This window comes from Aliidiomarina sp. B3213 (assembly GCF_003290085.1).
GTDB lineage: Bacteria > Pseudomonadota > Gammaproteobacteria > Enterobacterales > Alteromonadaceae > Aliidiomarina.
In genome coordinates this window covers 235263-249547 of sequence record NZ_QMKJ01000001.1, presented here as the reverse complement: position 1 = coordinate 249547, position 14285 = coordinate 235263, and the positions used below count along the sequence as shown (strand labels likewise).

The 14285-nt window shown below is 45.0% G+C and carries 17 protein-coding genes; 9 read left to right on the top strand and 8 right to left on the bottom strand.

Going from position 1 to position 14285, the window contains the following annotated elements; genetic code table 11:
* Positions 1 to 4 precede the first annotated feature (4 nt).
* Positions 5 to 187, top strand: coding sequence for a DUF2897 family protein (locus DQX04_RS01225; protein ID WP_111913980.1), 183 nt, complete (start codon positions 5 to 7; stop codon positions 185 to 187).
* Here the strand turns inward: DQX04_RS01225 and purC are convergent.
* From purC to dapA, 3 genes are read right to left on the bottom strand one after another with little or no spacing between them, the layout of a single operon-like run.
* On the bottom strand, positions 184 to 903 hold the full coding sequence (gene purC / locus DQX04_RS01220; RefSeq protein ID WP_111913979.1) for a phosphoribosylaminoimidazolesuccinocarboxamide synthase: 720 nt from the start codon (positions 901 to 903) through the stop codon (positions 184 to 186). The genes DQX04_RS01225 and purC overlap by 4 nt on opposite strands.
* Before the next feature lie 21 nt (positions 904 to 924).
* Positions 925 to 2019 carry an outer membrane protein assembly factor BamC gene (gene bamC / locus DQX04_RS01215; protein WP_111913978.1) on the bottom strand — a complete coding sequence of 365 codons (1095 nt, stop codon included), beginning with the start codon at positions 2017 to 2019 and terminating at the stop codon, positions 925 to 927.
* A 13-nt stretch (positions 2020 to 2032) separates the two neighbouring features.
* Positions 2033 to 2908 (bottom strand): 4-hydroxy-tetrahydrodipicolinate synthase, encoded by an 876-nt coding sequence (gene dapA / locus DQX04_RS01210; RefSeq protein ID WP_111913977.1) that lies wholly within the window; start codon positions 2906 to 2908, stop codon positions 2033 to 2035.
* Between the two features lie 143 nt (positions 2909 to 3051).
* On the opposite strand from dapA, the gene bcp reads away from it, so the two are divergent.
* Positions 3052 to 3513: a thioredoxin-dependent thiol peroxidase gene (gene bcp / locus DQX04_RS01205; protein WP_111913976.1), complete on the top strand. Its 462-nt coding sequence runs from the start codon at positions 3052 to 3054 to the stop codon at positions 3511 to 3513.
* A 27-nt stretch (positions 3514 to 3540) separates the two neighbouring features.
* Here bcp and DQX04_RS01200 read toward each other — a convergent pair whose 3' ends face one another.
* Positions 3541 to 4620 (bottom strand): AI-2E family transporter, encoded by a 1080-nt coding sequence (locus DQX04_RS01200; RefSeq protein WP_111913975.1) that lies wholly within the window; start codon positions 4618 to 4620, stop codon positions 3541 to 3543.
* A 159-nt stretch (positions 4621 to 4779) separates the two neighbouring features.
* On the opposite strand from DQX04_RS01200, the gene DQX04_RS01195 reads away from it, so the two are divergent.
* Genes DQX04_RS01195 through DQX04_RS01185 form a run of 3 tightly spaced genes read left to right on the top strand, consistent with a single transcriptional unit; the run spans position 4780 to position 7098 of the window.
* Positions 4780 to 6324, top strand: a complete 1545-nt coding sequence (locus DQX04_RS01195; RefSeq protein WP_243618890.1) for a M48 family metalloprotease — start codon at positions 4780 to 4782, stop codon at positions 6322 to 6324.
* A gap of 12 nt (positions 6325 to 6336) precedes the next feature.
* The gene (gene arsC / locus DQX04_RS01190; protein WP_111913974.1) at positions 6337 to 6687 is read left to right on the top strand and encodes an arsenate reductase (glutaredoxin); all 351 of its coding nucleotides are present in this window, start codon (positions 6337 to 6339) and stop codon (positions 6685 to 6687) included.
* 6 nt (positions 6688 to 6693) lie between these two features.
* Positions 6694 to 7098, top strand: coding sequence for a DUF2069 domain-containing protein (locus DQX04_RS01185; protein WP_207801068.1), 405 nt, complete (start codon positions 6694 to 6696; stop codon positions 7096 to 7098).
* Between the two features lie 6 nt (positions 7099 to 7104).
* Here the strand turns inward: DQX04_RS01185 and hda are convergent, their stop codons facing one another.
* Positions 7105 to 7830, bottom strand: coding sequence for a DnaA regulatory inactivator Hda (gene hda / locus DQX04_RS01180; RefSeq protein WP_111913973.1), 726 nt, complete (start codon positions 7828 to 7830; stop codon positions 7105 to 7107).
* Positions 7818 to 8882, bottom strand: a complete 1065-nt coding sequence (locus tag DQX04_RS01175) for a DUF2066 domain-containing protein (protein WP_165831910.1) — start codon at positions 8880 to 8882, stop codon at positions 7818 to 7820. Before DQX04_RS01175 ends, hda begins: the two co-directional genes overlap by 13 nt.
* Before the next feature lie 150 nt (positions 8883 to 9032).
* On the opposite strand from DQX04_RS01175, the gene DQX04_RS01170 reads away from it, so the two are divergent.
* The gene (locus DQX04_RS01170) at positions 9033 to 10349 is read left to right on the top strand and encodes an MFS transporter (protein WP_111913971.1); all 1317 of its coding nucleotides are present in this window, start codon (positions 9033 to 9035) and stop codon (positions 10347 to 10349) included.
* Between the two features lie 4 nt (positions 10350 to 10353).
* Here the strand turns inward: DQX04_RS01170 and pgm are convergent, their stop codons facing one another.
* Complete coding sequence (gene pgm / locus DQX04_RS01165) at positions 10354 to 11997, bottom strand: phosphoglucomutase (alpha-D-glucose-1,6-bisphosphate-dependent) (protein WP_111913970.1); 1644 nt, start codon at positions 11995 to 11997, stop codon at positions 10354 to 10356.
* Positions 11994 to 12542: a replication initiation negative regulator SeqA gene (seqA, locus tag DQX04_RS01160; RefSeq protein WP_111913969.1), complete on the bottom strand. Its 549-nt coding sequence runs from the start codon at positions 12540 to 12542 to the stop codon at positions 11994 to 11996. The genes pgm and seqA overlap by 4 nt, the downstream gene beginning before the upstream one ends.
* An 85-nt stretch (positions 12543 to 12627) precedes the next feature.
* Between seqA and DQX04_RS01155 the strand changes: the two genes are divergently transcribed.
* The 3 genes from DQX04_RS01155 to fldA all read left to right on the top strand — a co-directional run bounded on the left by DQX04_RS01155 (position 12628) and on the right by fldA (position 14253).
* A complete protein-coding gene (locus DQX04_RS01155) occupies positions 12628 to 13419 on the top strand; it encodes an alpha/beta fold hydrolase (protein WP_111913968.1) in 792 nt (263 codons plus the stop codon).
* A gap of 76 nt (positions 13420 to 13495) precedes the next feature.
* A complete protein-coding gene (locus DQX04_RS01150; RefSeq protein ID WP_111913967.1) occupies positions 13496 to 13714 on the top strand; it encodes a DUF2788 domain-containing protein in 219 nt (72 codons plus the stop codon).
* A gap of 14 nt (positions 13715 to 13728) precedes the next feature.
* Positions 13729 to 14253: a flavodoxin FldA gene (gene fldA, locus DQX04_RS01145; RefSeq protein ID WP_111913966.1), complete on the top strand. Its 525-nt coding sequence runs from the start codon at positions 13729 to 13731 to the stop codon at positions 14251 to 14253.
* Positions 14254 to 14285 lie beyond the last annotated feature (32 nt).

The following is a 14285-nucleotide window of genomic DNA, read 5'->3' as shown; positions in this document are numbered from 1 at the left end:
ACTGATGTCTCTTTGGTGGACTGCACTCATTATTGCACTTGTTCTAGGGATTATTGTTAGCAATATTCTGCTAGTGAAATACACCGCGAACATGAAGATGCCTAAAATAAAAGACCCCGATGCAAACGCAAAGGGGTCTTCTAAAGACGCTTCTAAATGGAAGAAGTGGGACGACGAGGAGGATTAACCTTTAGGTAACTCTAAACCTAGTCTCGAGGCCACTTCCTCATACGCTTCAACAACTCCACCAAGTCCTTGACGGAATCTATCTTTGTCGAGCTTCTCTTTGGTTTCTTTATCCCATAAACGGCAACCGTCTGGACTAAATTCGTCACCCAAAACGATCTCACCGTTAAACACGCCAAACTCAAGTTTGTAGTCCACAAGAAGCATACCTGCCTCTTCAAACCATGGTTTTAAAACATCATTTACAGCAAACGTAAGGCGTTTCATTTCAGCAAGTTGCTCTGGAGTTGCCCAACCAAAAGCTTCAGCATGCGTCTCATTAACCATGGGGTCATGAAGCGCGTCATTTTTCAAAAAAAGCTCAAACGTAGGAGGCGTTAACTGCAACCCTTCTTCCACACCTAAACGGCGAACTAAAGATCCGGCTGCAAAGTTACGTACGACGCACTCTACAGGAATCATGTCGAGCTTTTTAACTAAGCAAGAGTTGTCCGAAAGGAGCTTTTCCATTTGTGTAGGAATACCTGCACTAGCCAGTTTTTCCATTACAAAATGGTTGAAGCGGTTGTTCACCATTCCTTTACGAGCTAACTGCTCGATACGCTCGCCGTCAAACGCCGAAGTGTCGTCTCTAAATTCCAGAATCAAATAATCTGGGTTATCCGTCAGAAAAACAGTTTTTGCCTTACCACGATAAAGTTCGCTTTGCTTGTTCATACCATTCTCTTTTATGAGTTCTTACTCGTTGCGAAATGCCGCAACAACTAACGGATGCCATGCTTGAAGCTGCGCTTCGGTAATTGCTACATCGTCAAGCTTCGGCGTAATGTAAACACGGTCGTTTCGGTCGTCTACAACGAAAGTTACTTCAGTTCCTTCGCTTAGTCCTAATGGCCCTTCTTCGTTTCGTTTCCAGAACGCGAAAATATGATACCAAGCGCGGTCTTCGAAAGGCTCGTAAGTAGTGTAGTAAACACCTTCAGACTGGTTTAAGTCGTCGACTACAAAACCTAGGTTATTTAATGCGTCTGGCATCAACACCCAGGCACTATTGAAATCAGTTTCAATAACGTAAGCCGGTTCACCGTCAACCGAACTTCCCATGGTTACGTTAATTTGTTCTTGCGCAAACACCTCGCGGTTAGAACGATAGCTCTGCTCCATCGCAATGCTCACGTCGTTTAAAACATTACGCTCTAGTGTTCTACTTGCATGCATAGGTAACGGTGTTACTTCCCCGTCGATCAACCACTGCGGCTCTATAACGTTCACATAAAGTGCGCCACTTCGACCATGGCTGGCAACGCGGAAAATCATTTCGAAAGCTTGCTCAGATTCGGTAATAATTTTTTCGCGGCTAATCATGTTCGCTAAACCAGGCTTCGAGCGCTCGTGTTGCAACATGCGGAAACGGTCGGTAACAATGCGGTTTTGTTCCGGGTGTAACTCAAAAGAAACGTCAAACCCCTCAACCACCTGAACCATATGACGCCATACGGCAGCGCGCAAATCAGAAACACCCTCAGTGGTATCGATGTAAAGAATCGATTCGTCTGAACCTGCCTCAACTCGACTACCTGGAGCCACGGCTAACAATTGACGAGGTGGACGAATACTTACATTTTTACCTATGTAAGCATTTTCAGAACCTTCGACAGCTGGAATCGTGTAACGATTGTTTTGTTCTTGAACTTCAAGTTCACCGGGAGTGACTAACTCGCCATGCTCTTCAATTTCAGTGTAATTATATGAACCTTCAGGACGATCGTACTGAGAAGAACATGCAGTTATTAATAATCCTGCAAATAGTGGCAGGAATCGACTAGCTCTCATGGATACTCCGCTTTTATACTAATCCGGCTTGTTTTAATGCTTCTTCGATAACCTTTTGGCTCTCAAGTTCCGGAGAAACTAAAGGTAATCTGTAATTTCCTTCAACCCAACCTAATCGAGCCATTGCCCACTTTACTGGAATTGGGTTCGCTTCTATAAAGAGAGCGTCATGTAAAGCGCGCATTTTAGCATCGATAGCGTGTGCAGCTTCGCTCTCACCACGGCGCGCAGTGTCTACCAATTCTTTCATGAGTTTCGGGGTGATATTTGCAGTAACACTGATAACACCATGCCCACCCGCTAACAAAAACTCAGCTGCTGTTGGGTCGTCACCACTCAATTGAATAAAGTCGGGGCCGCATAAGTCACGAATTTTCGCAACGCGGTCAACTTCACCTGTCGCTTCTTTAATGCCAACTACATTTTGTATCTGAGCTAGCTCAGCAACAACTTCAGGTTGAATGTCACAACAGGTGCGACCTGGTACATTGTATAAAATTTGCGGCACGTCACTGGCTTCAGCACAAGCGCTGAAATGGCCAATAAGTCCTTGCTTTGGAGGCTTGTTGTAATAAGGCGTAACATTAAGGAATCCGTCCACGCCTAAAGGAGCAATACGCTCTGTAAGTTGCACAGCTTCTGATGTTGAGTTAGAACCATTGCCCGCTACGACTTTAATCCGTTTATCTGCCACTTCTACGGTAGCTTTCACTACATCAACGTGTTCATCATGACTTAACGTAGTAGATTCACCTGTAGTACCCACTGAAACAATTGCGTCAGTACCTTCCTGGATGTGAAACTCTACAAGTTTGGCTAACAATGAATAGTCAACATTACCTTGACTCGTAAACGGGGTGACTAACGCCACCATACTGCCAGTCAACATGCGTTTATCCTCCTAATTTAAGCGCACAATGTTACGTGGGCAGAGCGCGAATGACAAGGGTTCTGCGTTGATGATCGTGCAAGTGTTGTGTTAAATATTGCGGGGTCGACGAATTTAATTACGAATATACTCGAGGAGAAAAGATGAACACACTTAAAGCGGGTGACAAAGCCCCTAATTTTAGTCTTCTGGATCAAAACGAGAATGAAGTTAATTTACAGGAATTACTGAAAGAAAATCGTGTTCTGTTGTACTTCTACCCGAAAGCTATGACACCTGGTTGCACCGTACAAGCTCAGAACCTACGTGACGAAAAAGATGCACTAGCGGCTAAAAACACAGTGGCTGTTGGTGTAAGCATCGACGCGCCTAAACGTCTTGCGAAGTTTACGGAGCGTGATGAACTTAACTTCACTCTGCTAAGCGATGAAGATCATAAAATCGCAGATGCATTTGGTGTCTGGGGCCCGAAAAAATTTATGGGTAAAGAATATGACGGACTTCACCGCATTAGCTTTTTGATCGAACAAGACGGAACCATATCAAAGGTATTCGACAAATTTAAAACGAAAAACCACCATGAGGTTGTGTTAGAGGAACTCTAATACACCAGTCATTCAAGGCGGTGCCTCTTAGCTACCGCCTTCTTCAGCTTGTTGCTCTTGTCGAGCTTGTGAAAACGCAGTCAATACAGCCTTAACAAGGCTTGCTAAAGGGATAGCAAAGAACACTCCCCAGAAGCCCCACATCGCGCCAAAAATCAAAACAGAAGCAATTATATAAACAGGATGTAAGCTCACCGCTTCAGAAAACAATAAGGGCACGAGAACATTGCCGTCTAACGCCTGAATAACTAAATAAGCAAACAACAACCACACTAAAGTAATTGAGGGACCAAATTGAAATAACCCTACCAGCGCCACAGGAATAGTGACTACCGCGGCTCCGATGTAAGGAACCAGTACCGAGAAACCGACCAAGGTTGCCAGCAATGCTGCGTATTGCAGTTCAAACAACGAAAACACCACGAAAGTCACAATACCGACAATAATAATTTCTAACGACTTGCCGCGAATGTAATTCATTATTTGTGTGTTCATTTCATAACCCACTTGCTGAATTTTCCGGCGCTGCTCGGGAAGAACACGTTCGAAATGGCTTAATAAAATGTCTTTGTCTTTCAACATAAAGAACACCATTAACGGTACGATAATTAAGTACACTAAAAGCGACGCAAAAACATAAATAGTGCCTAGCGAGCGGTCAAGCAACGACTGACCAATTTCTAACAACCGATTGTTAATGCGTTGCGTAAATAGCTCTATTTGTCGAGGCTCTATGAAAGAAGGTGCAATTTCTTCGGCTCGTTCTACAAGGTCCTGCCATGCTTCCGCAATAAGTGGGAGTTCTTGCAGTAAATTAACACTTTGCTGCCAAATAACAGGCACGAGGAATACAATAAGAAGAATAAAAATAGTCATGAACACAGCAAACACAATCAGAGCTGCGGGAAGCCGCCGTAATCCCAATTGCTCGCATTTACTCACGGGCCATTCAAGTAAGTATGCCAATGCAATTGCCGCTATTACAGGCGCCAAAATGCTTCCCATGGTCAGTAAAATAACAAAACCGACAACTAACATGAGCGTTAATGCGACTAAATTCGGGTCAGAGAAGCGCTTTTGAAACCAGTGCTTTAAATAATCCAACATACTTACATTCCTTCGGCGTTCAGCATGAAGCTAGGTTCAAAAAAGAACCTCATTCTACGTATTATATTAACACGCTAGTGTTAAAAACATTCGACTGAAGTCGACTCTTTACGTTCAATCACGTAAATTAAATAGCTTCAAGGAACTCTGTTGTTTTCTGTGCGTCTTAACAACATTGTAGTTGATTCAAAGTTGTTGGAGAACTTAACGTTCATGTTTGCGCCAAGTCGTATTTACTCAAAATTCGCGCCCAAACTAGCATCGCTAGTCATGGCGGGGTCATTAAGCCTAGGTACTGCGGTGTCGGCTTATGCGCAAGACGCAATCGATGTTCCTGAAATAGGTATCGCAGGCGCATCCTCGATCTCTATCGCTCAAGAACAACGGCTTGGCGACTTTTACATGCGTCAACTCAGAGCCATGGCCCCTATAGCCGACGACCCAGTTTTAAGAGAATACCTAAGTGGCATCGGTAATCGCTTGATTATGCACACCGACAACATCCGCTATCCCTTCACTTTCTTTTGGGTAAACGACTCCGCGTTAAATGCTTTCGCATTTTTAGGAGGATACATAGGAATCCATACTGGCATTATCATGCAAGCAGAGACTGAATCTGAACTAGCATCCGTCGTTAGCCATGAAATTGCGCATGTATCTCAACGTCACATCGCAAGAAATATGGAACGAATGACACAAGCAGGTCCTACTACCATGACCCATGTACTGGGAAGCATTATTGTAGGTTTGGTTAATCCCGCCGCTGGTATGGCAGGTCTTGCCGCGAGTGTCGCAGGCGCCCAACAACGCCAGATAAACTACACCCGACAATTTGAGCTTGAAGCAGACCGAATTGGAATCAATGCATTATTTCGGGCGGGCTTTGATCCCGAAGGCGCTCCGAGCTTTTTTGGGCGCTTAGCTGAACAGTATCGCTACACTCAAACGCCCCCTGAAATGTTGATCACGCACCCCTTACCCGACTCGAGGGTTGCCGATACTCGAAATAGAGCCATGCAATACGAGCCGCGCAGAGTAGAAACATCATTACAGTTTGAACTCGCGAAAGCACGTATTCGAGTGCGTTATGCCGACCGCCGAGCAGCAGACGTACTGAAAGACTTAGAGTATGAAGCCCAACACTTGGTAGACCACGCCAAGATCGCAGGCAACCGATATGGTCGCGCCCTAGCCCATCTCGCGCTTGAAGAGCACGAAAGAGCGTATCAATTGCTAATGCCTTTGCGCCAAGAAGACCCGATGAATCTTTTCTACTTAGACACAGAAACCGACATACTCATGGCGCAACAACGCTCGGAAGAAGCCGTTGAAATGCTGCAGCGAGAGTATATTCGCCGCCCTAACAATCAAGTGATTACGCTTAACCTTGCCTACGCTGCAAATGCAGCACGAAATTTGGATTTAAGCCGGCGCGTACTCAATAACTTTATTATCTATAACAAAAAAGATGTTTTAGCGTGGGACTTACTTCACACAGCATACGAGCTAGATGGTAAAATTAGCGAAATGCACGAAGCGAGAGCAGAGATATTTGCGCTTCGTGGCGACTTTCGCGGTGCTATAGAGCAACTGCACACTGCGATTAGTAAAACCGAAGAAGATGCAACTTTAACGCGTCAACGTATGCAGGCTCGAATTGAACAATTCAGGGCGTTAGAGCAAGAACGCGTACTCATGAACTAACAGGAGTTTTCAGTGAGTCAAATTAAGATACTACACAACCCTCGCTGCTCGAAAAGCAGACAAACCCTATCGCTTTTGGAAGAACAAGGTATCCAACCACAGGTTGTCGAATATTTAAAAGACACACCCAGCGCAGAAGAATTGAAGTCTATTCTTGCGAGCTTAAATGCCAAGCCTATGGACATCGTTCGTAAAAAGGAAGACATCTTTAAAGAGCTCAATTTAAAAGCGTTCACAGGAAGCGATGACGAACTCATTGAGATTATGCTAGAAAACCCAAAACTTATTGAGCGCCCTATCGTGGTCAATGGGAACCGAGCGGCAATAGGAAGACCTCCTGAAGCTGTATTAGACATTATTTGAGGTTTTATGTTGCCAACATCATCAGAGTTCTACCGCAAGCTCACACTAATTTCGTACCCGCTGTTAATCGTATATATGGCGGTAATCGTTACAGTGCTTATGCCCAGTGAGTTTTTGCCTATCCCGCTGGCTCTAACAATGTGGATTCTACCCTTACTTTTTCCATTAAAAGGTATTATTCAAGGTAATCCATATACCCATGCTTGGGCTAACTTCGTTTTAATCTTGTACTTCTTACATGGGTTTACCACGCTCTACACCCACTGGAGCACTTGGTACATCCCCGCCATTGAATTGATGCTGGTTACGGCTGCTTTCATTGGCGCAACATTTTACGCTAGGTACAAAGGGCGTGAGCTGGGGCTTGGGCTGAAAAAAGCCAATGTCTCTAATGCAGGGAAAAGTGATTAGAACTCGTTAGAGCGTAACTTCCTTCAGCGCATTGCGAACGAACGGAAGTGTTATTGGACGTTGCTCTCTAATGGATAATTGGTCTAGTGCTTTCAAAACCTTCATTAAGGTTCTCATGTCACGGCTAAGCCGTTGGAGCAAATACTCTGCCACTTCACGCGACAGCTTCATTCCACGGGCTTTCGCGTGAAGTTTCAAAGCAGTAACTTTCTTTTCATCAGACAGCTTTTGCAGACGGAAACGTATCGCCAGTTCTAACCGAGACGTTAAGTCAGGTACGACAATACCCTGCGCCGACGGATCGTTCTCCGCTGCCCACACCAACAAGCCAGATTGCTGGTCAGTAAAGCGATTAATTAACGTAAACAACGCAACACACCACTCTTCATCACCAACAACAGCGTCTATACCATCGAGTATGAGAATTGGGTATTGGTGTAACCCGTCCAGAATTGACGGTGGAAATTGCGCCTGTATTTCTTTGCAATCGATATACATAGCCTGCACACCAGACTGTTGCATACGGTCAACAAAGGCAAAAAGCAGATGGCTTTTGCCGCTTCCAGGGGTTCCTACCAGCGCAAGCTGCTGAAATGACTGATTTGAAAATTCGAACTCACGCAGATAGTTGACTAACTGCTCGTTTTCACCGGTCACAAATGTTTCAAACTGCGCAGTTTCAGGTAGCTCAACAGGCAAAGTAAGTTGCCGGTGTCGCTTCATCGCAGCCATCGATACTCCAAAAACATTGACTCGACTTGGTTCCACGGATCATCTATCACTTCCACTGCGCGCTCTAATGCAAGTGCACTTTCAACTCGACTAGCATCCCCTACTACCGCCAATTCAAACTCTGCAGTTCCAGAATAAAAGCGCGTCATGGTGACATGTACGATAGGACCCAAACTTCTCAATAATGCTTCTGCTTCAGCAATTTGTTGTATCGAGTTCAAGCCAGTCATTCTTAAGTAGGTATAACCGGTATCTGCTGCTGAGTAATTCACTGCGTATTGACGCGCAACAGCTTCCGTTAACTGATTGGCTAATGCAGCCCCTAGAGACTGCTGATTAACTGCATCTACTTGTCCTGAGCGCTCGAAGTCTTGAATAACGATGGTCCATTCAGCACGCCAAACACCTACGCCTTCGCTAAGTCGCACCATAACCACGCCATTGGTCGGATATCGAGAGGATGCCTCCAATACCGGCTCCTTAAAACGTCCCCAAACATCGTTGGGGGTAATCGCCATTCTGTCGTTTAAGTCGAGTAGCGGCATATTGACCGGCAAACCACGATGAGCGCTTTGTTCAAGCAAGCTGTCTAAAAGCCAGTGGCTTTCGTCACGTGCGAGTAGCTGTAAACCTGCAGGCTGAGTTTCTACAATCCAGAGCATCAATTCAGGTCTTCTTGCCCGCCAAACTGGTGCGCCTGCTTGCCGAAGTAACCCTACAATACGCTCTTCCGAGTAAGTAATTTGCAGGTACAACTGCCCTTCTTCGCGCTCGTAACCATAAGTCACCATATAATCTACAGCACTTGAAAACGCGCGAGACACTGCAGGGTTATTCAACGTTGAAGACTGACCAGAGGCTCGCACAATCACGGTCTTCATACCTTCTTCGTAAGCAACAAACCGCTGAGCCCGTGTTTGATCTTCAACCGGAACAGAAACTTGCATAAGCTGACTCAATTCACGATCTTGAGCTTGCGTTGGCAAAACCACGCAAAAACTCATGGCGAACATCAGACAAGCAATGAATAAAGTGTTCCGTTGATTAGTCACAAACACGTTTCCTTTTATAAGCAATAGCAAGATGATAAACATCCCCTAACGTGGGAGCAAGCTTAAACACTGAAAAGGCTCGGTAATTTCTAGCCGAACAATATCAACGCTGTTACACTTTCCCCCACAATCAACGAGATAGGAATAGAGATGCTTCGACAACAAGTTCGCGCCGTCAGTTCTTTATTAACCACCATGACCCTTATTGGCCTTTGTGTGGGTATGACCAGCACGCTACTCAGCTTGCGCGCAACTCTAGAAGGCTTCTCTACGCTAACCACCGGTATTATCATGTCGGCCTATTTCTTAGGTTTCCTATTTGGTTCTACGCGCGCACCAAAAGACATTCGTCGTGTGGGTTATATTCGTGCGTTTGGTGGCCTTGCAGCGCTGGCATCGGTATCAATACTGGTACAGTCCATTTGGATCGACCCGATTATTTGGTTTTTATTCCGCTTCCTTAGCGGTTTTGCCTTGTCTGCGATGTTTGTCATTGCAGAAAGTTGGCTTAACACCATGGCGGACAATAAAAACCGCGGCGCCATGCTCTCTATCTACATGGTACTTATCTATGGTGGCCTTATCGTCGGGCAATTGATTCTAGGTATAGCAGACCCAGGAACATTTGTTCCTTTTGCTATCGTAGCCATGCTCATTAATTTGTCACTCGTGCCCATTTTAGCCAGTGTAACGGTAGAGCCAACAACACACAGCCCGAAGAAAGTTTCCCTCAGAGTACTTCTGGAACAAGCACCACTGGGCATTATTACCGCTTTTGTTATTCAAGCGTGCTATGCCATGTTTTATGGTGTCGGGCCTGTTTATGCTATTTATTTAGGCCTGAGCGTTCCTCAAGTCACGTTATTTATGGCAGCGTATATCTTCGGTGGGTTAGTTGCACAAACACCTGTTGGCCTACTCTCTGACAAATTCGACAGACGAGCAGTTCTAGCTGGCTGCGCAGCGGCAAGTGCCTTTTTTGCTTTTGTACTTTCTCAACTACCGGCAACTTACCCATGGGTTATTTATCTGCTCATGGCTTTGCTCGGCGCAAGTATTTTGCCGCTTTATAGTTTATCGATGGCGCATACCAACGACTTCCTTGAACGTGACCAAATGATCGGCGCAACTGGCGCTATTATTAAAGTTGGCGGTATTGGAGCAGTGATCGGTGCGCCGTCGGTAGCGGCAATGATGCAGTTCGGACAAATTAATTTATTCTTCATTCTTATTGGTATTTTATCCGGCGGTGTCGCGCTGTATGCGCTTTACCGCATAGGTAAAAGAGAGCGCGCAACAGACCAAGCACACACAGCTTTTGCGGCATTGGCTCCGGCACAAACATCAGAAGAGTTGGTATATACCTTAGTCGATGAAACTCATGGCCAGGAAGAAGACGAAGAGCAAGAAGAAAGCCCAGCCATCACTGTTACTGGGCCTCCTGTAAAAGAAGATTCTGAAAGCTAAACGATTAAGCTTGTCGTGCTAGCCACTCGATTACGGTTTGCGAAGCTTCACTAAGAATTTGTTCAAGGTGAGCTTCGCTTTTCAAACTTTCCGCATAAATCTTGTACACCGGCTCCGTACCCGACGGGCGAACAGCAAACCAACCATTAGCCGTCACTACTTTAACGCCACCAAATGTAGCGCCGTTACCTGGTGCAGTGGTTAGGACATTCTCTACCGGTTCATCGGCCAAATTCGTCAATTTAAAAGGCTTATGGGCGAGTTCCTTAAAGCTTTCCATATCTTCATGGCTAGCTTTAACATCAAGTCGTTTATAAAAAGCTGTACCATGCTGTTGTTCAAGCTCTTGATAATACTGACTCGGACTTTTGCCTGTAACCGCAAGAATTTCAGCAGCAAGCAAACCAAGAATAATACCGTCTTTGTCGGTACTGAAAGGTTGCCCAGAAAAGTCCAAGAAACTCGCACCCGCGCTTTCTTCTCCGGCAAAGCCGATTTCACCAGCAAACATGCCCTCAGCGAACCATTTAAAACCAACAGGCGTTTCAAATAACTGGCTTTCACGAGCTGCCACAACGCGGTCGATGATCGCGCTACTAACAATCGTTTTACCAACTTTTGCTTTTTGGCCCCAGTTACGATGACTCAGTAAATAATCTATTGAAACCGCCAGATAATGATTCGGGTTCATCAATCCATCTTGAGTGACAATGCCGTGACGATCGTAATCAGGGTCGTTGCCAATAGCTAGATCAAAGCTGTCTTTTAATGCCACCATGCTAGACATAGCAAATGGGCTCGAGCAATCCATTCTAATCTGACCGTCTTTATCGAGGCTCATAAAGCTAAACGTAGGGTCTACATGATCATTGATCAGCGAGATATCTAGCTCGTAATGTTCGGCGATAGCGCGCCAATATTCGATGCCAGCTCCGCCCATCGCGTTCACGCCAATACGAACTTTCGCTTTTCTAATGGCTTCTATATCAACAACATCAGCAAGCGCATTTACGTAACTTGCAACCCAGTCACAGCGCTTCAATTTTTTAGCATGTAAGGCTTCGTCGTAATCGACTGCATTCACACCCGACAAACCGCTGCTCATAATCGCGTTTGCGTATTTCTCTATAACTCTAGTTTCTTTGCTATCTGCTGGCCCACCATGCGAAGGGTTATATTTAATCCCTCCGTCTGCTGGAGGGTTGTGGGATGGAGTGATAACCACACCGTCAGCAAGTTGATTAGGATGTTCTTTATTCCACTTTAAAATCTGGTGGCTAATCACGGGAGTTGGCGTATAACCCAGGTCTTGTTGCACATGAACGGTAATACCATTGGCGATAAATACTTCAAGAGCGGTGATAAACGCGGCTTCTGACAACGCGTGAGTATCTTTACCCAAGAGTAAAGGGCCTTTAATTCCCTGCTCTTCTCGATAACCACAAATAGCTTGGCAAACCGCTAATATATGCGCTTCATTGAACGATTTTTTTAGAGAAGAACCACGGTGTCCGGAGGTGCCAAAACTCACTTTTTGCTGTGGGTCACGCGGGTCAGGCTCGTTAACGTAGTACGCAGCCATCAAAGCTGGAATATGCACTAAGTCTTGCTGGGTAGCTTGTTGCCCTGCACGTTCATGGATAGTCATGACAATAAGTCCCTAATTTGTTCTTGTTGTTTAGTGTCGTACCCTAACTTTTCAGCAACTCGGGTCAGCATAGACTTCTTTTTCGTAGTATTTGAATTGGTAATCACCCAAAAACCACTACCTGGAATCTGTTTAGGGTTCGTACTCTTGCCACTCGCATTAAGTTCCGATTCGTTGGTCGCAAAATACAGACGGTCGCGACCGCGGATAGTGAGCACCTGTACAAATTGCTCTGGGTGGCATGCGTAAAGCATAGAAAGCACGTATAAAAACTGCCCTACTTTGCCTTTTTGCGCGGCAATATCAGCTTCGGTAACACGATCAAAAATAGTCGCATCAGAGTTTGCAATGGTTGACTGCGTAACCTTAGCCGAAGTTGAAGCTTCAATCTCCGGCGCTGGAGCTTTTTCGTCTGACACAATCGGTTGCATCGAAGAAGAAAGGTTAAGTAAACGTCTAAGAATGTCTGAAGCACTTTCACCAATATGTTGTGTATGGGAAGCAATATATGCGTAAAGTTCATCGTCAATATTGAGTTGTTTCATGCCGTTATGCTTTCTCTTTTGTTATGATTGCATCAATTTCTTCGCATTATAACCAAGGCTGGCTGCCTTTGCATGGGGAGCATATATGCGCGAATCAAAAAACATTTCTTTAAATTATGAAACTCTAGGCGACAAGCAGCACTCTGCGGTGTTGCTTATTCACGGTTTGTTCGGCGACTTAGACAACCTAAAGTCTATAAGCAGAGCGCTTTCAGACCATTATTTCGTGATTAATATTGATGTGCGTAACCACGGTCAATCGCCATGGGTAGAAACCATGAGTTTCCCTGAAATGAGTGACGACATTCTGGGTTTGCTGGAATCTTTAGATATCGAACGTACATTTATTCTAGGCCACTCGATGGGCGGGAAAATTGCTATGGATTTTGCCCTAGAGCATAGCGATAAAGTCCATGGTTTAGTCATTGCCGACATAGCTCCAGTCGCTTATGAAGCGAGGCACACAACCATTATTGACGCGCTTAAAGCTGTCGACTTCAACCGAGTCTCAAACCGTAGCGACGTAGACCACCAGCTTGAAAAAGACATCAAAGAAAAAGGTGTGCGTCAATTTTTAATGAAAAATCTAAAAAAAGAAGACAACTCTTGGTCTTGGCGCATGAACTTATCCGCCATCGAAGAAAACTACCCCTCATTAATTGGTGCACCGGCCAGTAAAGGTACTTTTGAAGGACCTGTACTCTTTATCAGAGGGGGTGACTCCGACTATGTACAAGCAAGTCATAGAGAAGAAATCCTCTCACGATTTCCAAAAGCAGAGTCCAAAACTATTGAAGGCGTAGGTCATTGGCTTCATGCCGAAAAGCCAACGGTATTTAATAAAATTGTCGTGCGTTTTCTAGATGAGAATAGATAGCATTTGTGGTAGAATCTGCGCCATGAAATATGGCTAACGTATACAGGCTTAAAACGTATACGAATTTGGAGTTCTGATGTTTAGCGAAAATTTAGAGCAAATCGAGTCTCTAATGACCAATGTGGGTATAGCAGTTTTATTTTTACTCATTGGTTTAGCCATTCAAGACGTACTTAAAAAAGGCGACGTGCCCAAATACGGCCGTTTCTTTGTCTGGCTCGTACTATTTTTAGGTATGGCTGGTTTTCTTGCGAAAGGCGTCATTCAATTTTTCGTACAATCTAATTTGAATTGATAGGAATAAAGTTCATGGCCACAGTTGGACTGTTTTTTGGAAGCGACACAGGTAACACCGAAGCTGTTGCTCAAATGATCCAAAAAGAATTAGGCAAACAACTTATTGATGTTCAAGACATCGCGAAATCCACAAAGGAAGAAATAGCTGAATACGACCTTCTGCTATTTGGTATTCCAACGTGGTATTACGGTGAAGCACAATGTGACTGGGACGATTTCTTTCCAGAACTAGAACAAATTGATTTTACCGACAAGTTAATTGCTATTTTTGGCTGCGGCGACCAAGAAGACTATGCGGAGTATTTCTTGGACGCCATGGGCATGATTCGTGACATCGTAGAGGCTCGCGGCGGCATTATTATCGGTCACTGGCCTACCGACAGCTACCACTTTGAAGCGTCTAAAGGCATGGCGGACGATAACCATTTTGTAGGCTTAGGAATCGACGAAGACCGACAACCAGAACTTACCAAAGAACGAGTGGTTCAGTGGTGTGCCCAGTTGCGCGAAGAAATGATGTTAGACGAACTCGTTTGATAAGCATTTAATTTTGGCGGTATCTGTGGCTA